The following is a 22185-nucleotide window of genomic DNA, read 5'->3' on the forward strand; positions in this document are numbered from 1 at the left end:
TAATCTGTGACAAAACTTTCCAGATTTTTATTCAATGCTTTTTTTGGTAAAAGCCGTTAAAAGCAAATAACTCAACAGACCAAAAAACAGCGCCGAAACGGATGCTAAAATAAGACTTCCGACGATATATTGTGTTGCATTTTTTTGAATATCGTCAAGCGTGATAGAACTGTCTAAAATTAATGGGGCATCAGTAGACACAAAATAGCTTCCCATTTTTAATGAACCGTAGATGACAAAAGGAATGAAAGGCGGAAAACTCACATTGGAAGACAAATAAGCAATGACTTTATTAAGCTTAAACAAGGCAGCAAACGTAAAAAGCAAAATAGTCTGAAATCCCCAAAAAGGAGAAATCCCAATAAAAACACCCAAAGCAATGGCAGCCGATTTTTTAAAATTGGAATCCTTACTTTCTAAAATATCTTCAAGAAAGAATTTTTTAAAACCTTTTTTTTTTGCTCTTCTCAGAAAATCCCTTGGTTTGATATATAAAAGGGCATTGGTTACCAAAACAGTATTTAAGATACTGATTCGGGTAAAATCCTGGAAGGGGCGAAAATGAGAAACACGTTCTGCCGGATCATACAAAACCTGAATTGGAATATTTTTTACTGTAATTCCTTTCCATGCAGATCGAACGATAACTTCAATTTCAAACTCAAATTTATTGGTATAAAATTTCTTCGGAATTAAATTTAAAGGATACAATCGGAAACCGGATTGTGTGTCTTCCAATTTAATTCCGGTTTCAAATTTGAACCAGAAATTAGAAAATTTATTTCCGAAGCTGCTTTTCTTTGGCACATTTTCCTGTGTCATATTTCGGCTTCCAATCAATAAAGAATTCGGTTCTTTTTGAATTTCTTCAATAAAACTAGGAATATCAGAAGCAAAATGCTGTCCGTCAGAATCGATCGTAATGGCATATTCAAATTTCATTTCGATCGCTTTTCGAAATCCATTTCTAAGCGCACGGCCTTTTCCTAAATTGTTAGGATGATGAATTTGCGTAAGCTGTGAATAGGATTGTAAAATTTCGAAAGTTTCGTCTGTCGATCCGTCGTTAACGATAATCACATTTGGAGTGAAATCTAAAACGGAATCCAATACTTTTCGCAGCGTTTTGTGATTATTGTACGTTGGTACAATAACACAAAAGGAAGTTGAATTTAAAAGCTCTTGCTGTGACAAAGTAGGTTTCATTTTGAAGTTTTGCTTTGCTTACTTAACGAATTGTTTTTCTTTTTCAGAGAAACTTTTCGATTGTAAAATAAAGTCTTTTAGGTACTCTTTCAAAGCGTTATTTTGCTCAGCATAATGATCTGTAATATACTTTTTGTCTTCTTTAATATTCTTTTTGTAACCCGTAATTCCAGGAACATTTTCCTGAATGCTCAAGCGGATCAATCTCAATTCAATATTATTTGATTCGCTTTTGATGGTTGATTCAAGCAATTTTGCACCTTCTTTAAAACGAGCAATTTTGTCATTTAATTTTTTTTCAAACTTAGAATCCAATAAAATGGAAGCCGCTTTATAAGCCACTAAAGTTTTATCATCATTGTTAGAAACGTCAGCCAGTTTTGCTGAAAATTCCTTAGCATTACTTTCTGATTTCGTAACGCCGGTATACATTTTCCTGATAGCAGCCAAATCTGGCGTACCAGCAAAATTAACCCATAAAAGTAATGTTAATAGCAGTTTCATAGCTCCAGTTTTTTATAGACGTTGCTCAGTTTCAAAGCAACAGTCTCGTTAAAATAAGTGGTGTTTTTTACTTTCACCAAATTATCTTCAGTCCTTGTAATATCAAGTTCTAAGCGCAATTCCGGATTATTTTCCGGATTAATAAGCGCCATGAATTTTACGTTGGCAAGTGTCTGAATCATTAAAGTACTTTCGGTAATTTTCTCCGTAAGTTCCTTAATAATCTGAATCATGCAAACCCCTGGCATAATCGGGTTTCCCGGAAAATGGCCTTTGAAAACTTCGTGTTTCTCATTGACCAAAATCGTAATCGTATATTTAGAATCGCTTGTTTTTTCTTCCGAAAGAACTTTGTAAAAATCTTTTAAAACCATTTTTTTATTTTTTTCCTCCAAAGGCATAAGAAAGTCCTAATTGGAAATTGACATTAGTATTATAACTTCCAAATAAATAATCATTTCGGTCATTATAATAAGAACTATCAAATACATCTAATATCCCTTTTTTTAGTCTGGCTTCAAACGTAAGACCTGAAGGCAAACGATAAGCAATACCACTAATAAGGGTTAAGTCATTATACATTTCTACTTTGTCTAAATTATCATTTACAAGAACATCAACCGCAGGTCCAAATTGTATTTGAATTCCAGGTCCAAATGTCAATTTATTAAGAAGCGTAAAGGATAAATAACCCAATTGCAAATCACGAAATTTTACTAGTTCGGTTTGCGTATTATCATTAAAATAATAGCCCACATTATTAGATCCTTGTCTACTATAGGTTATTTCAGGCTGAAGCCCATATATTTTCGTAATATTTATTTCTCCAAATGCACCAACATAAAAATCAGTTTTATAACTGGAACGCGTTTCTGAAATAGTTGAAAACGAAAAACCTCCTCTTAAACCTGGTTTAAAAGAAGTTTGTGCCTGCCCTTTCTGGAATCCCAAAAATGCTATTGCAACGATTAATAAATTTCTATATTTCAAGGTCTTATTTTACTTTAAAAGTATAGCTGATACCAAACTGCAATACCTGATTTAAAATAACCTGATCATAATAATAGTCATCATAATCAATACCATCGTAACCGTAAATATCGATTAATCCTTGTTTGAATCGAGCTTCAAACGTTAATCCGTTTGGCAAACTATAACCAATTCCACCAACAAAAGAGAAATCGGTACCAATCGGGTCATATCCGTATCGGCCAAAATTGTCATCTGTTTTTATGTCCAATGACGGGCCTGCTAATACATGAAAACCTTGTCCTCCGAAGTTAAACTTTGCAACAGCGCCAAGCGTTACATAATTTAATTCATATTTTACATCTTGAGTGGGAGCACCCAAATAATATTCACGTCCGTTGGAACCTTGTCTTGAATACGTTATTTCCGGCTGAAGCGTAAAATATTTATTGAATTTGATTTCGACTAAACCACCCACATAAAAATCTGATTTCATACTGTTATCATCAATATTCGTTAAGGTTGAAAGATTCAAACCGCCACGAATTCCCGGACTAACTTTCATTTGGGCTTGCGAAGTTGTAAGTCCAATAAATAAAACGAATGCAATTAAGGTTATTTTTTTCATTTGGTTTAGTTTAGGTTAATGTGAATTTTACTCTGATTTAAAATAATTTAGCTCAATTCTCAATTTGATATTCTGATGTAAAATGACAACTTTTTTGGCAAAAATATCGTTTTCTAAAGTAAAAGTAATTGTTATTTTTTCTTTTGTTTTAGAAGAGCGAACAAGCTTTTCTAATTTCTGTTCTTTTTTGGAGACGAAAAGATAGTTATCACGATTCCCGTCTGCCGATTTATAAATGTTATCCGATTCGTTTTCGAATTGTTCCTGAATCAGGTATTCTTTTTTAAGAAGCAATCTAAAATCTTCTTTCAATGTATTGATCAGGATTTTTTTATCTAATTCTGATACGATTGAATTGACTTTAAAAGTCGTGTCAGAAATCTCAAAATCGAACAATTTGTTACCGAATTCGGTTGTAAAAACTACCCGATGTGTGGTGTCATTTATTTTCTTGGCAATAAAAATTCCAGACATTTCATGACCGTAAACCGTGATGTTGGTTTTGTAAACATAATCGGTTTTGGGTTCAGCAAAATAAGGAATTTCATAGGACGTTTTGTCTAATTTTTTAGGCGTATAATTTTTAGTGACAGAGCCACAAGAAACCAAAACAATTGCGAGAAAGCAATTAATTAGTAAAAACTGAATCGTCGATTTTTGCATTGATCACTTTATTTTTAAGTACAATTCTAGTATAATCTTCAGATGATTCTAAAAGTTTTACCTGAACCACTGTTGCTTCTTCTTTATCGAAAGTCAGTTCGATTTGTTTGATGTATTTTTTCAGCGTTGCATCTTTCGGAATAAATTTCGCAATATTTTGCCCTTTCGATTTGAAGTACGAAATCGCAAATTCTTTATCATCAAACATATTACCGCTCACGCTTCCAACAATTAATTTATTGATGCGTCCAAAGATTTTGCTGTTACCAATATCAACTGCACTTTTCTTTCCTTCGTCATTAATCAGGATTTTACCATTTTTAAAAACGATACTGTAATTGTATGGTTTTTTGTATTGCCATTGTAAAAGATTCGGCTCCTTAAAAATCATTTTTCCAGATGTTTCAATGTCTTTGGATAAGAAATCCATATGTTTATATTGAACGAAATCAGTACTTAAGGTTTTTATTTTTTTGGCAACCACATTTACATCTTGTTTAAAAGAAGCAATTTCTGCATCGGTCATTTTTTGTTCCTGCGAAAACAAATTGGTGCTGAAAATAATAGAAAAAAGGAGTATATAAATTTTAGTTTTCATAAGCTTTAAGATTCAAAAGTTCTTCCACAGAAATCACTTCATAGTTATTTTGCTGTAAAAATTGCAAAAACTGTTCCAATACTAAAACAGAGTGTAATCCCGTATCGTGCAAAAGTACGATTCCGCCGGGAGAAACGCGCTTTATTATGCGATTGAAAATTAAATTTTGGTCTTTTGTTCCGCCGTCAAGCGAACGAATATTCCAGCCAATTACTTTGTGTCCGGTAGTTTTTAAAGCCCTGCGAATCGAAGGCGTGGTAACTCCGTAAGGCGGACGAAAAAAGTTTATTTTTTTTGAAGTGTATTTTTCAAGAAGTTCGTCTGTTTTCTGAATTTCTTCCTTGATTGTTGCGGCATTATAAAAATCAAAAAACTTCGAATGGTTATAAGAGTGATTTCCTACCAGATGACCTTCAGCAATAATTTTTTTGATGATTTCAGGATGCTTTTCAACGTTTTTTCCAATGCAGAAAAAAGTCGCTTTGGCATTGTATTTTTTTAGAAGATCCAAAACTTCCAAAGTAAAAATACTTGGTCCGTCATCAAAAGTAAGGGCAATTTTTTTTTCTGTTTCCGATGGATTATGGCAGAACGCTTTTACGTGATAATTTGAAGAAATTCGAGCAGAACCAAAAGCATTTATCCCGATCCAGATTAAAATTACTCCGAAAAACCACAGTAAATTTATTGCTGTATAGAGATTCAGAAGAAACAATAAAAGCAATAAAAAAATAAAAAACAGAGATATGTTTTTATGCGTTATCATTTTGAAAGTAACGTAAAACTATGATTTTTTCCATTTACCTGATTGTACAATAAAATGATATTGTAAACAGGTTTTGTAACCGAATTTACTTTTACGATTTCTGGAATGTCCTGCGTTTTTATAATTTTGGATGCCATCCACAAAGCAAAAGCCGAAGCTGTATCATACTCTCCGCTTAAATGTTTATAGTACAATTGAGGTGTTTTTGCGAAAGCATTTTCAGCCAGATTTTTGTAATAAACATCAGATTCGATATTTCCACCAAAACCTAAGACAACGGCATCAACATCTGAAATTTCTAAATTATTGACCTTTAAAAAAGTAATTAGTTCCGATTCAATTTCGTTTTCTTCCAGTGTATTTCTGATTTCAACATCCAGAATTTCAGCATAAGTCGAATCTTTTCTTTCATTTTCTAAAACAAAAAAACTGGCGCCTTCGCCATAAACAACTCCTGTTGAGGTTGTATTTAAAATATTAGATGGAAGATCATTTTCTTTTTTGATTCTTCCGGCCAATTTGAAAAGAGACAAAGTATATTCGCCGTTTTCATCAACTCCTCCAACTAAAATCGAATTGGCTTCATTTTCTTCAATCTGCATTTTAGCATCCAAAAGTGCTGACTCAAAAGAAACCGCTCCGTTTACATACGTAAAATTATAACCTTTACATTGTAAGGACAAAGCAATTTGCGCGCCAACCGTATTGTGTGTGGATTGAATAAAAGATGTTGGCGTTAAAAATTCTTCATTATTATCTAGAATGTTTTTCAGGAATTTTTCAGAATCTTCAATGCAGCCCAAACCTGTTCCGGTAATAATGGCGTCTACATTTTCGACGTTCGCATCTTTCATGGCCAGGGCCGAAGCTACGATTCCGTTTTTTACTCCTTTTGCCATTCGTCTTGCTGCCGCAGGAGAAATGTAATCTTTGTAAACCGGAGACACAATTGAAAGAACCGTTTCGGTTGTATTAACGACTGCTTCTTCTAAAAAAACAGTATCAAATGTTTTTTGAGTCGAAATACAGCCTACTCCATTTATATATGTTTTTTTTGTCATTAGCTTTTAGAAAATATAAGGGTTGAACAATTTCCTCCAAAACCGAAAGAGTTAGATAAAACGTGTTCGATATTTTTCATTTTTAAGGAAGTCTGTGGTTGCAGTTCAAATTCTTCCATCGGAATTTCGAAATTCAAATTCGGATAAACCACACTATTCTGAATCGCCAAAACACTGTAAACAGCTTCAATAGCAGCTGCTGCCGCTAATGTATGTCCGGTAAAAGGTTTAGTCGAACTGAAATCAGGCACTTTTCCATCTTCATAAATTCGGAGTAAAGCTCTTCCTTCAGATAAATCATTATTGGGAGTTGCCGTTCCGTGAACGTTGATATAGTCAATTTCAGAAGGTTGTAAACCCGAAACTTCAAAAGCTTTTTTCATCGCCAAATAAGCGCCGTCTCCATTTTCTGAAGAAGCAGTTTGGTGAAAAGCGTCGTTTGCATTTCCGTAACCGGAAACTCTGGCCAATACTTTTTTGTTGTATTTTTCAACCATTTCATCTGATTCTAAAACTAGAAAAGCAGCAGCTTCGCCCAAGTTCAATCCTTTTCTGGTATTGTCAAAAGGTTTGTTGTAATCGTCAGATAAAATCATCAAAGTCTTAAATCCGTTGATCGTGAATTTTGCCAAAGCATCAGTTCCGCCCACAATAACACGATCTAATTTTCCGGTTTTGATCAAACGCGCGCCCAGCATAATAGAGTTCGCTGCCGATGAACAGGCTGTACTTATGGTTGTAACCATTCCTTTTAAACCTAATTCTGAAGCGATTTTTTCAGCAACGTCGCCACCGTCATGACAGGAAATGTATTTTACAAGATCCGGATTTTCGAAATAATCGTAATAATGCTTTTCAGTCATATCCATTCCGCCCACGCTTGTAGCCGAAATCAATCCGGTTCTAAATTCGTTTATCAAGGTAATTCCGGCATTTTCAACCGCTTGTTTTGCTGCCAAAGTTCCGATCATCGCCGTTCTCGAAAAATTATTATTTTCAGAAAGCTGTAATTCGGAAACCAATTCTTCGTTGGTTTTTTTGATCTCGCCAACTTTAATCACATCAGCATGAACAGTCGGAATATTTTGGATTTTGGAAATACCAATTTTATTTTCGATCAACGAAATATAATTTTCTTCGACTGAATTTCCAATCGAAGAGATAATTCCCATTCCGGTTATTGCGACACCTTTCATTTTAGACTTGCTTAGATTTTTAGATTTTTAGACTTCTTAGACTTACTTAGATATAGACTTGCTAGATTTTTCGACTTGCTTAGATTTGGATTTAGACCTAGAGTTTTTGTCTAAGTTGTCTAAAAATCTAAGCCAGTCTAAGAAGTCTATTTAGTTCTGTTAGCGCTAATATAAGCCGCCATCGTTTCAATCGACTGGAAAATTGATTTTCCTTCTTTCGGATCCACCAATTTAATTCCGTAATCTTTATCTAAAATCACGATTAATTCAAGTGCATCAATTGAGTCTAAACCTAAACCGTCTCCAAACAAAGGATCATTATCAGCAATGTCTTCGATTGCGATATCTTCTAAGTTTAAAGTCGTTATGATTTTATTTTTTAATTCTTCTTTTAATGCTTCCATGATTATTTATTATATAATGTATTGATATTTTCGTTCGTATATTTTGTGTTTTCTTTCTTGCTTATTGTGCAAAGAAACGCTTTGTAATCGTCATTAAAAAATTCTACCCAACCGCAAAGTACTACATCTGCCTTATCCGAATTTAGTAAAATATTCGAATAATTCGACATAAATTCGGTGTTGAAAACATCAAATATAAAGAAAGAATTCTCGCTTTTCAACTGATGACGGATACTTATTTCGCCCAGACAAATATTTGGCAGCGTATAAACAAAAACCGCCGGACTCGGATAATAGTTTTCTTTGTCTGAAATAGATTCCTGATATTTTACATCGGTATCTAAACTCGAAGATTTATTCGCCAAAACCAAAGCAATATTATTTTCCTGTTCCGAAGAAGTTATCGGACTCAAAAGCAATTCGGCACCTAAAAAAGCCAATTTACTCAAAGCATCCATTTTGAAAAACTTCGGATATTGAATATCAAAATTACGATAGGCTTGTTTGGAGAAATCAGCAAAATTAGTCGGTTCAATTTTGAATACAGAAGTTCCGTTTAAAACAATTTCGTTGTTTTGGATGGTGATATAGGATTGTATGTAGGTATTTTGAGTCATTATTTTTTATAACTTTGTCAAGATATGAAATTCTACGAAAAATATCCGAAATTAAAAGAGAAAAGCTTTTTGTCAAAAGTGCTTACGGATACTGTATTTTCTACAATGTCTTTAGAAGATCAACAAGTTTCGAAAACTAAAATCGTAAAAATTGTAAATGGAATTTTAAAGGACAAAGAATTAAAAGGAGATCAATTCTTCACTAATTAATTCGGTTAACATTTTAAAATCTCCGCTGTCTGCTGCTTTCATCGCATTAATATAAAATTTTCTGCTTTCGCCCTCTCGATAATATAATTCTAAAGGTTGATAGCCAAATTTTAACGCAACAAGATTCATCAAAATCCTTCCGGTCCTACCATTTCCATTGTTAAATGGGTGAATTTTTATGAACTCATAATGGGCATAAACGAGGCAATCAATATGTTCATTAAGAGTTTTTGAAATGGAAATTTTAAAATTAAGATTGTCTAGAAATTGATACATCGCTTGTAAAACCATTACAGGTTTTGGAGGAATTAGTTGTCCCACAGTAACTTCTGTAGTTCTCCATTTTCCGGCCCAGTCATAAAGTTGTTCAAATGCAATTTTATGAATTTCCAAAACAAGAGATGTTGAAATTTCAACATCAGTTTCTAATTCAAAAGTAAAAAGTTCTGCTTTGGCAATACCAGTTGCTTCAAATTCATTGATTTTATCTTTATCAGTTAAACCAAGTAAATTATCATCAGGAAATGGTGTCCAGCTTGTTTGATTTTCCATATTATTTCATTTTCTCAAAAACCACAGCCGTATTACAACCTCCAAATCCAGAAGCCGTTTTCAAAAAGATTTGAATATTTGCCTGTTCATTTTTCTCAATCACATTAATCGTTTCACTTACCCCAATCTCATCAAAACCTTTTGATTCAAAAAGTTGATTTTGATTCGCCGATTCAATTGCAATTACCGTTTCTAATAATCCTGAAGCGCCCAAAGTATGACCGTAAAATCCTTTCAAACTATTGACTGGAACATTTTGTAAATCCAAACGATTTAATGCAATCGCTTCCATTTCGTCGTTGAACGGAGTTGCCGTTCCGTGCGCTGAAATATAATCTATTTGATTAGAATTGATTTGCGCTTCTTTCATCGCATTCTGAATACTTCTAAACAAACCTTCGCCAGTTCTTGAAGGACCCGAAATATGATTGGCATCGTTTATCGAACTGTCTCCAATTATTTTTATTTTAGCTTTTTTGGCTTCCGCCGAAACTAAAATAGCTGCAGTTGCTTCTCCCAAACTTACGCCCGTCCTGTTTTTAGAATACGGTTTACAAGGCAAATCGCTCATCGCCTGAAAAGCATTAAAACCCGACAAAACAAATTCTGAAACTTCGTCGCCGGCCACAACAAAAATGTTATCGTAAAGCTTTGACTGAATCATTCTTTTGGCAACTGAAATCGCTAAAATTCCGGAAACACAGGCATTCGAAATGACAATTGGTGTTGTTTCGAATCCGAAGAAATTGGCAACATTTTGAGTCAAAACATCTAAATGTGCGTTTTGAAAACTGGCTTCAGCATTATCTTTTAAAGCCGTAACATTTCCTTTTGTGGTCGAAAGTATAAAAGCGGTTTTCGAATTTAATTCAACTCCGGAATTTTTGATCATCGGCTCTAAAGCCAAAATCATCATTTTCTCTAAACGAGAATATTTTTTGTCAGTGCTGATTTTTTCAAAAGCACTGTTTATTTTTTCATCAGCAATTACAGAAGCATAAAACGGATTTGGCATTAAAGAAACATCCTGGTGCAATTGAATTCCGGAATCGCCACGCAAAATCGCTTTGATGTTGGAGTCAACATCAAAACCTAAAGGCGTGATACAATTGGTTTCATTTATATATACTTCTCTTATCATTTTGTGATTTTCAAATTTTTAAGGTTTCACGCAGATTAATATAGATTTAAGCAGATTTAAAAAGATTTCTATTTTTAATTCGTGCTAATTCGTGAAATTGCTTCGTCTATTCGCTATCGCTCGGGTCATGGCTAAAATTTACTTCAACAACCCAACTTTACGTTTCCATTCCTCATAAAAAGGAGGATTTGTCAACATCAAATTTCCTTCTTTATCTAAAAATACCTGAACAGTTTCGCCAGTACAGGCAACTTCGCCTTGAGCGTCAATAATTCTAAAGCGGTAAATTATCTTGGCAGCCGGTGTATCGACAACGGTGGTTTCAATCGTTACAACATCGCCGTAACGCAAAGACAATTTATGTTCGCATTTTGATTTTACAATGGGTGTTGTATAACCGGTATTGCCAATATCTAAATACGTAAGTCCATGTTTTCTTCCAAAAGCTTCTCTTCCATCTTCAAAATAGGTAATATAATGGCCGTGCCAAACGATTCCAAGCGGATCAGTTTCGTTAAAACGAATTCTGATTTCGTGTGAAACGGTTAGGGAAGTGGCTTCGTTATACTGTTCTTTTCTTTTTGTCATAAAATAAGGCAATGGAAGTTGTGATTATAAAGAACAAAAATAGCAAACTTATTTTTGGGATGATTTCGACGAAAGATCCGTTGCGCAATAACACATCATAAAAAGCTTCTAATCCCCAATTCATAGGCGATGATTTGGCGATAATTTGCATAATTTTTGGCATCGCAAAAACAGGAACCCAAACACCACCAACGGCAGCTAAAATGATTACACTCGTTGCGCCAAAGGGAGCTGATTGTTCTTGTGTACTGGCAATAGTTCCCAATAAAATTCCGAAACCAATGGCACCAAAACCTGAAAATAAAGCCACAACACTCATTAAAAATAAATGCCCTTCAACATTTAAGGATGGCAAGCCAATATGCGGAAATAAGAATATTGCAACGGCAACCATCATATAAAACTGAATCATACAGATCATTAAATACGTAATGGTTTTTCCGATGATAATAATTAAATTCGAAGTTGGATTGGTCAATAAACGCACAAATGTTCCTTGCGATTTTTCTTTTACAATATTGATGGATAACGGAATCACAATAAAAAATATCGCAAAAAGTGTCCAGGCCGGAACGTTATGCTGAACCGAATTGGGTAATACTTCTTTGTTGTTTATTCTTGGAATTATTTCTTTGAAAGTGATAAAACTCTTTTGTTCGAATTGTGCATTTTCTTCGCCCAATTGATTTTGAAAAGTAGTGTAAATTGATTTCGTTTCAATCTGAGAAATCATTTTGTCAATGGCGTTCATTACCGAGGTTTTGAAACTCATTTGAACAGCCGGATCAAAATACAATTTAACTTCTTTTTGCTGTAAAACTTTTGAAGTTTTTGGTTCGGCAATAGAATCTGTAAAACCCATCTTGCTCACAATGTTCTGTACATTCTGATCTACTTTGGCTTGTAAATCGACACTTAAATCTTTCGGAATTACAATCGCCAGTTTAAATTTTCCTTTGTACACATTTTCTTTGGCAACTTCTTCTGTAATAGGCTGATTGTCGATTTGTGTTATAATATCGAATGCATTATTCTTTTGCAGATTATCAAAAACCGTTTTTGAAACCGAACCTTTATCGTTATCCACCAATAAAATCTGAATTTTATTGTCGCTTACAGTTTTAAAGGTACTATCCTGAATGATAGTAACCGTGATTACCAATATCAAAGGCATGATAAACAGAATGATCAAACCGCCTAAATCACGTTTAAGCAGTAAAAATTCTTTTACGATCGACATCCAAATTTTATATAGCATCTCTAAAGTCTTTACCGGTTAATGAAATAAAAACTTCTTCGAGATTTCTCGCTTCTTCAACAGACGCAATCAAAGTGGATGGCGTGCCTTGGGCGTAAATTCGGCCTTGGTCTAAAATGGCAATCGTGTCGCAGAAATCTTCGGCTTCCGCCAAATGGTGCGAAGTATAAATAATCGTTGTTCCGTTTTGATTCAGTACTTTCAAATAATCTAAAATGGCATTTTTAGATTGTACATCAACACCAACGGTTGGTTCATCCAAAAATAAAACTTTGGGATTGTGCAGAATTCCGGCAATCAAATTGACTCTTCGTTTCATTCCGCCAGAAAAGGTTTCAATGCGTTTGTCAGCGAATTTTAAAAGTCCCAAAAGATCTAAAGTTTCGATTACTTTGTCTTTTAAATCAGAACCTTTTAAACCGTACATACTTCCAAAATAATGCAGATTTTCACGCGCTGTCAAAGTTGGATATAATGCATATTCCTGAGGAACAACGCCAATGATTTTTTTGATTTTTGCGGCATGATGAGAATAATCCAGATCATTAATCGTGAAATGTCCTGAAGTGGGTTTGATTAATCCGCAGAGCATGGAGATTAAAGTGGTTTTTCCGGCACCATTTGGCCCTAGCAAACCAAAAATCTGACCTTCGTTTATCTCCAGCGAAACGTCGTTCAAAGAAAACATTTCTGCGTCTTTGTACTTTTTCGAAAGGGATTCTATTTTTATAATGGAATTCAAAATATAGTTAGCTGATTGCTTTTTTTAGTTTTTTGAAAAAGATCTCTTCGCGATTCGCGATGGCCAAAAGTTCATCCGCGATGGCGTTGTAAGCATCTTCTTTGGCACTTCTGTTTTTGTAAATTCGGGAAGCTTCTACGGCAAAATCTCTCCAGGAATCTCCAATTTGAGTCATTTCTTTCGAAAGATTTTTCAATTCTTCATTACCCAAAATAACCGAAGCTTCTTGTAAAAACGCGGCGTAAATAAAACGGAAACCACCGCCTCCGGTTCCAATTTCTTCCTGCATGCGCACCATTTGTGCCAGGTAATGATTGGCTTTTCTGACACCGTGTTTTGCGGGCCATTTTCTGATTCGGCGGGAAACAAATTTAATTCCGTTGACACCTACAATTGGCATTGGCGCCAGCATAGTGCGGCACGTATCTTTGATTCCTTTGATGATCGCACTTTTAAAATCAACTTCATTCGGAACCTGAATTGGATAATACATTTGGCCTCTTGGCGCAAACGCACCTTTGGCAAAACGTACTTTTTCTAATTCGTCATGTGTTAAAGTTGTAACGGTTTCCATTACAGGATCGCTGATCAAATAATCAGTTTCGGTTTTTCCGTAAACGACTAAATTATGTGCGTTGAAATGAAAACGATATTCATCCGGAAAATAAGTAAGGTTGTAAACGCCAACTTGCAATCCGGTTGGAATATTATTTTTTAAATTTTCGTCTAAAGCCTGAGTGGCATTTGAAACAGAAGAAAATTTTTGTCTTTTTATTTTAAGATTTAAACGGCTTGCAACTTTATTAAAAATCTGTCCAGGCAAAGTTCTGTAACTGATGGCCGGTGCGTGATTTACTTTTATAAAAGGCAAATACACGAACAAAAGTCCGGAACCAATTCCGAAAACCATCGGCTCGCTGATGTTCAGTCCGCTGTTTTTAAGCAAATTTGACGCTACTCCATTTTCACAATGAGCAGATTGATGGTGTGTAAAAGTAACTTGCATTAATCTGTTTTAAAGTTTTTTAATTCGGCTATTGAAATGTCAAAGGCGTCGGCATATTTTTGTAAAGTCTTGTCGTCTAGTTTAGCGAAAACAGTCGGTTTAAAATGCCTTTTTACACGCCATTTCCACATATCAACATAACCGGCAAGAATCGTAAGATCCATTTTATTGAGTTCCATATAATAACAAATCGGACTAACTTCTCCAATCTGAACTTTTAGTTTGGCTTCTTCGGCACGTTCTTTTATATCGTCAATTGCATTAGAAAGGGCAATGGCTTTCGGTTCCCAGCCCGTACTTAGAGCGGTTGTATAATTACCGTTTTCATCGGTAGCGTAAACAAGCTCTTTCAGGTTCTTTTTGCTTAAATTTCCATCGTGCTGAGGTACATTTTCTTTTTCCATGACGGGTTTATTTTCGATTAGATTAAGTTGCTGCCGAAATCGTCTTTTGAATAAACAAATTGATTTCGCATTCTAAAAGTATTTTCTCTTCAAGAAAGCTTTGACAGCTCATCGTACATAAAGTGTAATTGTCGCCAACAAATTTTGAAACCAAAGTTGCTTTGGTAGTAATGCTGTCGCCAACTTTTGGCAACGAATGTATTTTTACATTTTTTAAGGCGCTGATAAAACCTATAACGTTAACATTCTCATTTTCTGTGCCATCTTCATCAAAAAAATACTTTTTGCCTACGATTGATGAACAAGTCTGGGCTGTATTTTCGATTAAACCAGCTTCTGTAAAAATGTTTTTATCGACAAAAATATTGTCTTCTTTGATCAAAAATATGGTTTCTACGAAGTTGGTATCGATATCTAAAATCAAATCGACCATTAGCATCGGAGCGCGATGAGGTAAATAATTTTGAATGTCAACTCCCACTTTCATAGTTCGTTTTATTTGGCTAAAACGGTTTTCATTTGTCCGCTTGCAATTTCTTCGTTATTCAAAAAAGTCACAATGTCAACCAAAGTGATTCCGCCAAACTCCTGCAAAATCGTTATGTTCGATTGAATCGTATCGTTAATTTTTGGCAGTTTTTTAATTTCGATATCTTTAATCGAACCGATATAGCCTGTTGGTGCAATTTCGTTTTTTAAAAAAAACTGATAACCGGTATGCAAAGCCACAGACTGCGCCATATGTTCGATTAAACCGGCCTCAAGAAAAGTGTTTTCTTCTAAAAAAATATTATCATTTTGAATTTTCAATCCTGCAACCAATGAAGTTTCAGAATAAGAAAACATTCTGTCTACCATTACAAAAGGAAACTTCTGCGGTAATAAATTTCCAACAGCTTCTTTTTCTAAAAGCACTGTAGTTTCCATTAGCAAACGGTTAAATAAGCATACGCAAACGAGAATCTTCCACTTTCAGGAACAGATAATAAAATACGATCTCCTTTTTTTAATGTACCGGAATTCATTAATTCTTCAACAGCAATATAAATCGATGCCGATCCAACGTTTCCAACTCTCAAAAGGTTCATAAACCATTTTTCATCCGTAATTACAATTCCTTTTTCGTTTAAGCCATTTTTCAATCCTTCAACAAAAAAGTGAGACGAAACGTGCGGTAAAAAGTAATCAATATCTTCTGCTGTAATGTTGTGTTTTGCCATGGCATCACTCATACTTTCAACGCCTTTTGGCAAGATGAATTCGTCTAATAATTTCACATCCTGCTTCACAGCAAAAACCGATTCGTTTAACCATTCATCTGGTCTGAAATCACTCCACGGTTTGATTTCTCCATTTTCTAATTTATCTCCACCGGCATACATACAAGCTTCTAATTCGAAGGCGTAAGAATACGATTCCATCCATTCGATTTTTAGCGAAATGTCTCCGCTTGGTTTATTTTCTAATAAAAAAGCACCAGCTCCATCAGATAACATCCAGCGTAAAAAATCTTTTTTGAAAGCGATAATAGGCTGCGCTTCCAGATTTTTTAAGTTGATGATTTCGTGATTGTATTTTGGAGACGAAAGCCAGGTAGAAACTTTTTCAGATCCTGTGCAAATCGCGTTTTTAGAATTTCCTGAACGTATCGACAGAAAACCATATTTCAAGGAATTCATTCCGGAACAGCAAATTCCCATCGAAGAATTCAATTCTACCGATCTGTTTTTCAATAAACCGTGAACCATAGCAGCATGCGACGGTGCCAAAACATCTGGCGATGAAGTTCCGCAGGAAAGTACTTCTACATCCTGATCGGTGAATTTTTCATCAAACAATTGTACGATGGCATTGCGCGTCAATTCGGCATTGCTGTGTGTGCTTTTACCTTCTTTGTTGACAGCGTAATAGCGGCTTGTAATTTTATTATTACGCAAAATAATACGTCTTGCTTTTGAGGCAGTATCATTTATAAGACCCAAATAATTTTCCATTTCATCATTTGAAACAGCTTCGTTGGGTAAATATTTTGCGGCTTTGGTAATATATACGTCAAACATAATTTAATTTCCTCTTCTAAACTCCCTGATAATATTGAGTTTCCTTTTTTATTTTTTTGAACTTAAATGGATAGGTAATAAGATGCAATATATAGACTATTGGCGAGATTAGCCATATAGCTAAGAATAAATAAACATAAAATATTTTAAGAAGCGTTTTTCTGTTTTTTTGATTTTTATGAATGATATTAGACCATTTATTAAAGATTTTGTTCGCTGTTTTATCTACTGTAACTAAATACGAACTGATTTTTACGGCTCCAATTTCGGCTAATTTTGGTTGTAAATCGTCTAAATTGTTTTGATTGAATTGAGAAAGCATTACTTCTCCAAATTTATCCGATTCCTGAATGTCTTTATCAGAAACGCCAGGCAGTGGAAAAAAGCCTAAATATTTTTTCTTTACTCCGGAAAACATCCAGTTTACAATCGTAATCACGCTGATTAAATTTCCAACGCGATCGACCAACGCCACATTCCCAACCAATTTTGCATTTACATCACGCAATAAAACTTTGACTTTTTCCTGCGCCATAATCCACATATTTCGGGATCCGTTTATAGTAATGACTGGTGTGTTGTTCAGAATGATTTTAGCTTCAGCACTTTTTAAAAAAGAGTTCATCGGGATGGATGGCGACAAGTACCAAACCTGATAATGCAGCAGCACAAGATCGTATTTTGTATTCAGAATTTCCTCAGAAACCGGTTTTAACGCTGTCGGAATCTGTAAAAAGGATTCCGGAAAAGCATCAAAAAAAGTAGTTTTATTCCAGGGAAAAGGAAAAGGTTTTTCTAATTGAATTTCATGAAAAGTTACTTTTATTTCTTCTGAATTTAAAAAGGGTTTTGCAATATTTCGCGCAATCGATTCTAGTTGCCCAGATTGAGAATAAAAAATAACGAGGACATTTTTCATTAGGTTTGTTTACTTTGGTTGCAAACAAAAATAAGTAAATTTATTTAAACGAATTTTCTTGTTTAATGGAATGTTTTTTCGCCACGAATTCACGAATTTATTTTTAATCAAATTGTTATAATTCGTGAATTCGTGGCGAAAAATTAGCTTTTTACATCATTCCAAAAATCGAAATAATTGAACCATTGCAGAGGATATTTTTGCAGAATGCTTTCAACGCTTTTTACATATTCTTGTAATAATCCTTTTTCATCGCGGTGTTTTACCGTTGCTTCTCGTGCGTATAGATGATAATGAAGATTGGGTTCTTTCATTACGTAAACAAAAACAACAGGTACTTTTAATCTTGAAGCAATTAAAAAGGGGCCAGCCGGGAAGTTAGCTTCTTTGCCGAGAATTTCTGTTGAAAGCGATTTGGTTCCTTCAAAATAACGATCTCCTGTAAAACAAACCAATTCATTGTTCGCCAGTGCCGCATTGATCTCAAAAATATGAGATAAATCGTCTTTGATGATGATGAATTTTACGGTAGGTTTTTGGGTAACACTCTCCAGATAATTTTTAATAGCGGAATGTTCTAAGTCAGTTGTAACCAAATTGATTTGAAACTCCAAATCAATATCGCCCAAAAAGTGTTCGGCAATTTCAAAATTTCCAACATGTGCGCTGATTAAAACGCCTCCTTTTTTCTCGGCCAAAAGGTTTTTCAGAATTTCTATTCCGTCAAATTCGTAAGTGAATTTGTTTCGCATTCCTGCCGAAATCGAAATTTTGTCAATAATAGTCTGTCCAAAAGTGTAGTAACTTTTGAAAACCATTTTTTTTGCCTGGAAATTGGAATAGTGGAGTCTTTCTTTAAAATAATAAAAAATAGCGCGATTGCTCTTTTTTAGAAATAAAAAATAATAAGAAGCAACCAAATAAAGTAAGACATAAGCAGATTTGACACCCGCTTTTTGTATCAAAAAAACGAATATTCTATAGCCTAAAACTGTTCCTTTTGATTTGCCATCCCATTGACTCATTAAACAGCTTTAGCTTTTAGTTTGGTTTCAATAAGGTCGTAAAAATTTTGAAAAGTCGCGATCCCAACAAAATCAGCTTCAACTAGTTTTACACCAAAGTTAGATTCAATTGAAACTACTAAATCAACATAATCCAAACTATCCAACCCAAGTGTATCTTTTAAATTAGCATCTGGTTCTATTTCATCATTATCTACCTCAAATTCATCAACCAAAAAACCATTAATTCTCGTTATAATCTCTTCTTTATTCATTGTTCACTTTAAACTTTTTAACCACCAACGCAGAGTTGGTTCCTCCGAAACCGAAAGAATTGGACAAAAATATGTCAAATTTTTTGTTTAAAGTAGTTTTGACCAAATTTAATTTAGAAGCATCTTCATCAGGATTGTCTAAATTGATGTTCGGTGCAATGAAATCATGCTGCATCATCAAAATAGAATAAATTACTTCGCTGGCTCCGGCCATCCAGCATTCGTGGCCAGTCATTGATTTTGTGGAACTTACATATGGATTTTTTTCACCAAAAACTTCAAAGATCGCTTTGGCTTCATTTCCGTCTCCAACTGGAGTGGAAGTGGCGTGTGCATTAATATATTCGATGTCTGTTGCTTTTAATTGTGCATCGTCAAGGGCTCGTTTCATGGCTATAGACGGGCCTTCGACATTTGGTGTCGAGATGTGACCGCCGTTGGATGAGAATCCGTAACCCACGACTTCTGCAATAATATTCGCACCTCTGGCAATTGCCGATTCGTAACTTTCAAGAATCAAAGTAGCACCTCCGCCTGACGGAATCAATCCATCACGGTCGGTATCAAAAGGTCTTGACGCTTGTTGAGGTTCGTTTTCTCTTTTTGAAAAAACGCCCAAACCATCAAAACTGCTCATGGCATATTTGTTGATTTCCTGTGCACCACCAGTAATAATAATATCCTGGAAACCACTTTTTATTAAGAAATAAGCCAATCCAATAGAATGTGAGCCGCTCGCGCAAGCCGCACTTACCGTTAAATTGATACCTCGAAGTTTAAAAATGGTCGAAAGATTCATTGTAACTGTCGAATTCATCGATTTGAAAATCGCTCCGGAACCAATTAATGCTGTGTCTTTTTTCTCACGAACAATATCTGTTGCATCAATAATCGCTTTAGAAACACTATCGTTTCCGTACATGATTCCCACTTCACGGGCATCAAAAAAAGCATCGTCAATATTAGCATTTTTTAATGCTTCGATGGTGGCCATATAGGCATATTCGGTTTCTTCACCAATGCTCATACGTTGTCTGCGGGTCAATAAATTTTTCAAATCTGCTTTTGGAACAACGCCCGTTAAAGCCGATTGAAAACCAAATTCTTTTCTATCAGCATCAAACTGAATACCAGATTTTCCGTTGTATAAAGATTCCTTTACTTCATCTAAAGAAGTTCCGATACAAGAATAAATTCCCATTCCAGTAATTACAACTCTCTTATTCATCGTCTTTCAAAGTAATTTTTTATCCGTTACGTTCATTTTTTAAACACATAGAAACATAGTTTTTGTAAACTCAAAAAAGGCGTTTCACTCGCTTGAAAAAACATAGTTAACTATGTGAAAGAAATGTATTTCTTTTTTGTATTCTTTTTGCACATGAAAATCTATGTTTCTATGTGTTTAAAAATCATTTTTAAGAATAAATCCCTCCGTTTATGTTTATAATTTCGCCGGTAATATAACTTGATTTTTTAGAGATCAAAAAGCTTACCAAATCTGCCACTTCTTCGGCTTCGCCAAAACGATTCACCGGAATTAGCTTTAATAATTCTTTTTCGTCCAGCTGGCTTGTCATATCTGTTCTGATAAAACCAGGAGCAACGGCATTAACCGTAATATTACGTTTGGCAACTTCTTGTGCCAAAGCTTTAGTTGCTGCAACAATGGCGCCTTTTGCTGCAGAGTAATTGGTTTGTCCCGCCGTTCCTTTTACGCCCGAAACCGAAACCATATTTACAATTCTGCCATATTTGTTGCGAAGCATTTTTTGGATGAAAAACTGCGTCACATTAAAAAATCCGTTTACACTTGTGTTCACCACTCCGTTCCAGTCTTCGGGAGTCATCCACATAAAAAGGCCGTCTTTTGTAATTCCGGCGTTATTTACAATAGCTTCAACCAATGCTTCCGGATTGGCTTCCTGCCATTTTGTTAAAACGTTTTGAACTTCTTCAAAATTAGAAACATCAAAACCCAGAATTTCTCCGGTTGCTCCTAATTTTTGTATTTCCTGAAGTGTTGCTTCGGCAGCTGTTTTATTCGAATGATAATTAATCAGAATATGATAATTGGCTTCGACGGCTAGTTTTTTACAAATAGCACTTCCAATTCCTCTTGAACCGCCTGTTACTAATACACATTTCATTTTTTATTATTTATTGGGGGATAAATATTATTTCTTCTTTTTAACTGCAGGTTTAGCTGCGGTTTTGGTTGCAGGTTTAGCCTGTTTTACTTCTTGTTTTGGCTTTTCAGCGGCAACTTCAACTGTCTCTTTTTTCTCTGTTTGAGAAAATAGTTCAGCGTTTTCAAACCATTGATTGCTTACGACAGTTCCGTCTGGGTTAAGAAAACCCCATTTTCCTTCATTTTTTACTCTCGCTACACCATCAATAAATCCTTTATCCTGCTGCACAAACATGGCAATAATTCCGTTTGCTGTGATACCGTATTGTGTTGGGATAACTATTTTTCCGGTTTCATTGATAAATCCCCAGTTTTTTTCTTTTACTGGAGCCAGTCCGTTTGAACCGAAAACTTCTGCATCATTATAAGTTGGCTCAATTACAAATTCTGCTTTTGGATTGATATATCCCCATTTTGAACCGACGCAAACCGGAGCTAAATTTTTTGAGAAAGCTTTTGCTTTATCATAAATAGGAGTAATGACCCAATTTCCTTTTAAGTCAATAAAACCAATTTTCCCATTCTTTTTAGCAAAAGTCAAATCTTGTGTTTCAAAATCCCAGATTTTTTCTGCTCCGTCAATAGGAATAAAATTTCCGGCACTTACAACTCCAAAAGTTTTATCTTTTCTTGCCCAGCTTGTATTTTTAAAATAATTACCTATTTCGTCATAGGCTGGTTCTACTAATTCTTTACCTGAGGTATTAATAATTCCCCATTTTTTGTTGTTTTCAACTCTGGCGAAACCATTTTCAAAAGGTTTAATCTGATCGTATTTTGGTTCCAGAATAACGGTCATTTTTGGGCTGATCAATCCCACTTTATTATTCTGTCTGAAAAAAGCAACACCATCTTTAAAATCAAATAATTTATCAGAGGCAGGTGCTTTTTGAATTTCTCCTTTTGTATCAATATAAACCCATTCCTTACCCTTTTTAACAATGGCAATTCCGCTGTTAAAATCTTTTGCATCATCAAAAGTTGCCGGAATTGTAAAAGTTCCTTTTGTATCTATGAATCCCCATTTTCCATTTTCTTCTGCTGCCGCCAAACCTTCAGAAAAGCTTCTTGCCGATTTGTATTTTGGCTCAATTTTAAAATCTCCGTTTTTGGAAATATACCCAATTTTAGAATTTTTTTTAACTAAAGCCAGTTCCTGACTATTAACAAATTGAATACAGCATGCAAATAAAAAAATAAGTGTTTTTTTCATGATTAAAGGT

Annotated in this window: 29 protein-coding genes; 1 reads left to right on the forward strand and 28 read right to left on the reverse strand. The window is 34.7% G+C overall.

Going from position 1 to position 22185, the window contains the following annotated elements; genetic code table 11:
• Positions 1–27: 27 nt before the first annotated feature.
• The 12 genes from BUA98_RS02530 to BUA98_RS02585 all read right to left on the reverse strand — a co-directional run bounded on the left by BUA98_RS02530 (position 28) and on the right by BUA98_RS02585 (position 8612).
• Positions 28–1206, reverse strand: coding sequence for a DUF2062 domain-containing protein (locus BUA98_RS02530; RefSeq protein WP_072970076.1), 1179 nt, complete (start codon positions 1204–1206; stop codon positions 28–30).
• A gap of 18 nt (positions 1207–1224) precedes the next feature.
• Positions 1225–1710 (reverse strand): hypothetical protein, encoded by a 486-nt coding sequence (locus tag BUA98_RS02535; RefSeq protein ID WP_072970077.1) that lies wholly within the window; start codon positions 1708–1710, stop codon positions 1225–1227.
• A complete protein-coding gene (locus BUA98_RS02540) occupies positions 1707–2084 on the reverse strand; it encodes an ApeI family dehydratase (protein WP_072970576.1) in 378 nt (125 codons plus the stop codon). The genes BUA98_RS02535 and BUA98_RS02540 overlap by 4 nt, the downstream gene beginning before the upstream one ends.
• Before the next feature lie 4 nt (positions 2085–2088).
• Positions 2089–2700, reverse strand: coding sequence for an outer membrane beta-barrel protein (locus BUA98_RS02545; protein WP_072970078.1), 612 nt, complete (start codon positions 2698–2700; stop codon positions 2089–2091).
• 4 nt (positions 2701–2704) lie between these two features.
• Positions 2705–3307 (reverse strand): porin family protein, encoded by a 603-nt coding sequence (locus BUA98_RS02550; protein ID WP_072970079.1) that lies wholly within the window; start codon positions 3305–3307, stop codon positions 2705–2707.
• A gap of 27 nt (positions 3308–3334) precedes the next feature.
• Entirely contained in the window at positions 3335–3970 is a 636-nt protein-coding gene (locus tag BUA98_RS02555) for a flexirubin biosynthesis protein LolB2 (RefSeq protein WP_072970080.1), read from the reverse strand.
• Positions 3936–4568 (reverse strand): flexirubin biosynthesis/transport protein LolA2, encoded by a 633-nt coding sequence (locus BUA98_RS02560; RefSeq protein ID WP_072970081.1) that lies wholly within the window; start codon positions 4566–4568, stop codon positions 3936–3938. Before BUA98_RS02560 ends, BUA98_RS02555 begins: the two co-directional genes overlap by 35 nt.
• Positions 4558–5334, reverse strand: a complete 777-nt coding sequence (locus BUA98_RS02565) for a polysaccharide deacetylase family protein (protein ID WP_072970082.1) — start codon at positions 5332–5334, stop codon at positions 4558–4560. The genes BUA98_RS02560 and BUA98_RS02565 overlap by 11 nt, the downstream gene beginning before the upstream one ends.
• Positions 5331–6395, reverse strand: a complete 1065-nt coding sequence (locus BUA98_RS02570) for a beta-ketoacyl synthase N-terminal-like domain-containing protein (protein WP_072970083.1) — start codon at positions 6393–6395, stop codon at positions 5331–5333. The genes BUA98_RS02565 and BUA98_RS02570 overlap by 4 nt, the downstream gene beginning before the upstream one ends.
• Positions 6395–7591, reverse strand: a complete 1197-nt coding sequence (locus tag BUA98_RS02575) for a beta-ketoacyl-[acyl-carrier-protein] synthase family protein (RefSeq protein ID WP_072970084.1) — start codon at positions 7589–7591, stop codon at positions 6395–6397. The genes BUA98_RS02570 and BUA98_RS02575 overlap by 1 nt, the downstream gene beginning before the upstream one ends.
• A gap of 146 nt (positions 7592–7737) precedes the next feature.
• A complete protein-coding gene (locus tag BUA98_RS02580; protein ID WP_026727250.1) occupies positions 7738–7995 on the reverse strand; it encodes a phosphopantetheine-binding protein in 258 nt (85 codons plus the stop codon).
• Positions 7996–7997: 2 nt separating this feature from the next.
• On the reverse strand, positions 7998–8612 hold the full coding sequence (locus BUA98_RS02585; RefSeq protein ID WP_072970085.1) for a 3-oxoacyl-ACP synthase: 615 nt from the start codon (positions 8610–8612) through the stop codon (positions 7998–8000).
• Between the two features lie 24 nt (positions 8613–8636).
• On the opposite strand from BUA98_RS02585, the gene BUA98_RS02590 reads away from it, so the two are divergent.
• Complete coding sequence (locus tag BUA98_RS02590) at positions 8637–8822, forward strand: hypothetical protein (RefSeq protein ID WP_072970086.1); 186 nt, start codon at positions 8637–8639, stop codon at positions 8820–8822.
• On the opposite strand, the gene BUA98_RS02595 is transcribed toward BUA98_RS02590, so the two are convergent.
• The 16 genes from BUA98_RS02595 to BUA98_RS02670 form a co-directional block, all read right to left on the reverse strand.
• A complete protein-coding gene (locus BUA98_RS02595) occupies positions 8793–9374 on the reverse strand; it encodes a Fic/DOC family protein (RefSeq protein WP_072970087.1) in 582 nt (193 codons plus the stop codon). The genes BUA98_RS02590 and BUA98_RS02595 overlap by 30 nt on opposite strands.
• A gap of 1 nt (position 9375) precedes the next feature.
• Positions 9376–10515, reverse strand: coding sequence for a beta-ketoacyl synthase N-terminal-like domain-containing protein (locus BUA98_RS02600; protein WP_072970088.1), 1140 nt, complete (start codon positions 10513–10515; stop codon positions 9376–9378).
• A gap of 138 nt (positions 10516–10653) precedes the next feature.
• Positions 10654–11103 (reverse strand): acyl-CoA thioesterase, encoded by a 450-nt coding sequence (locus BUA98_RS02605; protein WP_072970089.1) that lies wholly within the window; start codon positions 11101–11103, stop codon positions 10654–10656.
• Positions 11078–12361, reverse strand: coding sequence for an ABC transporter permease (locus tag BUA98_RS02610; protein WP_072970090.1), 1284 nt, complete (start codon positions 12359–12361; stop codon positions 11078–11080). The genes BUA98_RS02605 and BUA98_RS02610 overlap by 26 nt, the downstream gene beginning before the upstream one ends.
• Positions 12351–13049: an ABC transporter ATP-binding protein gene (locus tag BUA98_RS02615; protein ID WP_072970577.1), complete on the reverse strand. Its 699-nt coding sequence runs from the start codon at positions 13047–13049 to the stop codon at positions 12351–12353. Before BUA98_RS02615 ends, BUA98_RS02610 begins: the two co-directional genes overlap by 11 nt.
• 61 nt (positions 13050–13110) lie before the next feature.
• A complete protein-coding gene (locus BUA98_RS02620; RefSeq protein WP_072970091.1) occupies positions 13111–14109 on the reverse strand; it encodes a BtrH-related acyltransferase DarH in 999 nt (332 codons plus the stop codon).
• Positions 14109–14513 (reverse strand): flexirubin biosynthesis protein DarG, encoded by a 405-nt coding sequence (locus BUA98_RS02625; protein ID WP_072970092.1) that lies wholly within the window; start codon positions 14511–14513, stop codon positions 14109–14111. Before BUA98_RS02625 ends, BUA98_RS02620 begins: the two co-directional genes overlap by 1 nt.
• Before the next feature lie 22 nt (positions 14514–14535).
• Positions 14536–15000 (reverse strand): hotdog family protein, encoded by a 465-nt coding sequence (locus BUA98_RS02630; protein WP_072970093.1) that lies wholly within the window; start codon positions 14998–15000, stop codon positions 14536–14538.
• Positions 15001–15008: 8 nt separating this feature from the next.
• The gene (locus BUA98_RS02635) at positions 15009–15440 is read right to left on the reverse strand and encodes a hotdog family protein (RefSeq protein WP_072970094.1); all 432 of its coding nucleotides are present in this window, start codon (positions 15438–15440) and stop codon (positions 15009–15011) included.
• On the reverse strand, positions 15440–16573 hold the full coding sequence (locus tag BUA98_RS02640; RefSeq protein ID WP_072970095.1) for a dialkylresorcinol biosynthesis protein DarB: 1134 nt from the start codon (positions 16571–16573) through the stop codon (positions 15440–15442). The genes BUA98_RS02635 and BUA98_RS02640 overlap by 1 nt, the downstream gene beginning before the upstream one ends.
• Before the next feature lie 16 nt (positions 16574–16589).
• Positions 16590–17492 carry an NADPH-dependent FMN reductase family protein gene (locus BUA98_RS02645; protein ID WP_072970096.1) on the reverse strand — a complete coding sequence of 301 codons (903 nt, stop codon included), beginning with the start codon at positions 17490–17492 and terminating at the stop codon, positions 16590–16592.
• Positions 17493–17635: 143 nt separating this feature from the next.
• Complete coding sequence (locus BUA98_RS02650; protein ID WP_072970097.1) at positions 17636–18517, reverse strand: LpxL/LpxP family acyltransferase; 882 nt, start codon at positions 18515–18517, stop codon at positions 17636–17638.
• Entirely contained in the window at positions 18517–18771 is a 255-nt protein-coding gene (locus tag BUA98_RS02655; protein WP_072970098.1) for an acyl carrier protein, read from the reverse strand. The genes BUA98_RS02650 and BUA98_RS02655 overlap by 1 nt, the downstream gene beginning before the upstream one ends.
• On the reverse strand, positions 18764–19999 hold the full coding sequence (locus BUA98_RS02660) for a beta-ketoacyl-[acyl-carrier-protein] synthase family protein (RefSeq protein ID WP_072970099.1): 1236 nt from the start codon (positions 19997–19999) through the stop codon (positions 18764–18766). Before BUA98_RS02660 ends, BUA98_RS02655 begins: the two co-directional genes overlap by 8 nt.
• 190 nt (positions 20000–20189) lie before the next feature.
• The gene (fabG, locus tag BUA98_RS02665) at positions 20190–20921 is read right to left on the reverse strand and encodes a flexirubin biosynthesis SDR family reductase FlxB (RefSeq protein ID WP_072970100.1); all 732 of its coding nucleotides are present in this window, start codon (positions 20919–20921) and stop codon (positions 20190–20192) included.
• A gap of 27 nt (positions 20922–20948) precedes the next feature.
• Positions 20949–22175: a WG repeat-containing protein gene (locus BUA98_RS02670; protein WP_072970101.1), complete on the reverse strand. Its 1227-nt coding sequence runs from the start codon at positions 22173–22175 to the stop codon at positions 20949–20951.
• Between the last annotated feature and the right edge of the window lie 10 nt (positions 22176–22185).

This window comes from Flavobacterium saccharophilum (assembly GCF_900142735.1).
In the GTDB taxonomy this organism is placed as follows: domain Bacteria; phylum Bacteroidota; class Bacteroidia; order Flavobacteriales; family Flavobacteriaceae; genus Flavobacterium; species Flavobacterium saccharophilum.

What these genes read in the sequence shown, in the direction of transcription:
- fabG (WP_072970100.1), bottom strand. Translation starts at nt 20,921, where the DNA reads ATGAAATGTGTATTAGTAACAGGCGGTTCAAGAGGAATTGGAAGTGCT.
- BUA98_RS02615 (WP_072970577.1), bottom strand. Translation starts at nt 13,049, where the DNA reads ATGTTTTCTTTGAACGACGTTTCGCTGGAGATAAACGAAGGTCAGATT.
- BUA98_RS02570 (WP_072970083.1), bottom strand. Translation starts at nt 6,395, where the DNA reads ATGACAAAAAAAACATATATAAATGGAGTAGGCTGTATTTCGACTCAA.
- BUA98_RS02575 (WP_072970084.1), bottom strand. Translation starts at nt 7,591, where the DNA reads ATGAAAGGTGTCGCAATAACCGGAATGGGAATTATCTCTTCGATTGGA.
- BUA98_RS02635 (WP_072970094.1), bottom strand. Translation starts at nt 15,440, where the DNA reads ATGGAAACTACAGTGCTTTTAGAAAAAGAAGCTGTTGGAAATTTATTA.
- BUA98_RS02595 (WP_072970087.1), bottom strand. Translation starts at nt 9,374, where the DNA reads ATGGAAAATCAAACAAGCTGGACACCATTTCCTGATGATAATTTACTT.
- BUA98_RS02580 (WP_026727250.1), bottom strand. Translation starts at nt 7,995, where the DNA reads ATGGAAGCATTAAAAGAAGAATTAAAAAATAAAATCATAACGACTTTA.
- BUA98_RS02610 (WP_072970090.1), bottom strand. Translation starts at nt 12,361, where the DNA reads ATGCTATATAAAATTTGGATGTCGATCGTAAAAGAATTTTTACTGCTT.
- BUA98_RS02585 (WP_072970085.1), bottom strand. Translation starts at nt 8,612, where the DNA reads ATGACTCAAAATACCTACATACAATCCTATATCACCATCCAAAACAAC.
- BUA98_RS02555 (WP_072970080.1), bottom strand. Translation starts at nt 3,970, where the DNA reads ATGCAAAAATCGACGATTCAGTTTTTACTAATTAATTGCTTTCTCGCA.
- BUA98_RS02590 (WP_072970086.1), top strand. Translation starts at nt 8,637, where the DNA reads ATGAAATTCTACGAAAAATATCCGAAATTAAAAGAGAAAAGCTTTTTG.
- BUA98_RS02535 (WP_072970077.1), bottom strand. Translation starts at nt 1,710, where the DNA reads ATGAAACTGCTATTAACATTACTTTTATGGGTTAATTTTGCTGGTACG.
- BUA98_RS02670 (WP_072970101.1), bottom strand. Translation starts at nt 22,175, where the DNA reads ATGAAAAAAACACTTATTTTTTTATTTGCATGCTGTATTCAATTTGTT.
- BUA98_RS02655 (WP_072970098.1), bottom strand. Translation starts at nt 18,771, where the DNA reads ATGAATAAAGAAGAGATTATAACGAGAATTAATGGTTTTTTGGTTGAT.
- BUA98_RS02620 (WP_072970091.1), bottom strand. Translation starts at nt 14,109, where the DNA reads ATGCAAGTTACTTTTACACACCATCAATCTGCTCATTGTGAAAATGGA.
- BUA98_RS02640 (WP_072970095.1), bottom strand. Translation starts at nt 16,573, where the DNA reads ATGTTTGACGTATATATTACCAAAGCCGCAAAATATTTACCCAACGAA.
- BUA98_RS02600 (WP_072970088.1), bottom strand. Translation starts at nt 10,515, where the DNA reads ATGATAAGAGAAGTATATATAAATGAAACCAATTGTATCACGCCTTTA.
- BUA98_RS02605 (WP_072970089.1), bottom strand. Translation starts at nt 11,103, where the DNA reads ATGACAAAAAGAAAAGAACAGTATAACGAAGCCACTTCCCTAACCGTT.
- BUA98_RS02540 (WP_072970576.1), bottom strand. Translation starts at nt 2,084, where the DNA reads ATGGTTTTAAAAGATTTTTACAAAGTTCTTTCGGAAGAAAAAACAAGC.
- BUA98_RS02625 (WP_072970092.1), bottom strand. Translation starts at nt 14,513, where the DNA reads ATGGAAAAAGAAAATGTACCTCAGCACGATGGAAATTTAAGCAAAAAG.
- BUA98_RS02645 (WP_072970096.1), bottom strand. Translation starts at nt 17,492, where the DNA reads ATGAAAAATGTCCTCGTTATTTTTTATTCTCAATCTGGGCAACTAGAA.
- BUA98_RS02530 (WP_072970076.1), bottom strand. Translation starts at nt 1,206, where the DNA reads ATGAAACCTACTTTGTCACAGCAAGAGCTTTTAAATTCAACTTCCTTT.
- BUA98_RS02650 (WP_072970097.1), bottom strand. Translation starts at nt 18,517, where the DNA reads ATGAGTCAATGGGATGGCAAATCAAAAGGAACAGTTTTAGGCTATAGA.
- BUA98_RS02560 (WP_072970081.1), bottom strand. Translation starts at nt 4,568, where the DNA reads ATGAAAACTAAAATTTATATACTCCTTTTTTCTATTATTTTCAGCACC.
- BUA98_RS02630 (WP_072970093.1), bottom strand. Translation starts at nt 15,000, where the DNA reads ATGAAAGTGGGAGTTGACATTCAAAATTATTTACCTCATCGCGCTCCG.
- BUA98_RS02660 (WP_072970099.1), bottom strand. Translation starts at nt 19,999, where the DNA reads ATGAATAAGAGAGTTGTAATTACTGGAATGGGAATTTATTCTTGTATC.
- BUA98_RS02565 (WP_072970082.1), bottom strand. Translation starts at nt 5,334, where the DNA reads ATGATAACGCATAAAAACATATCTCTGTTTTTTATTTTTTTATTGCTT.
- BUA98_RS02550 (WP_072970079.1), bottom strand. Translation starts at nt 3,307, where the DNA reads ATGAAAAAAATAACCTTAATTGCATTCGTTTTATTTATTGGACTTACA.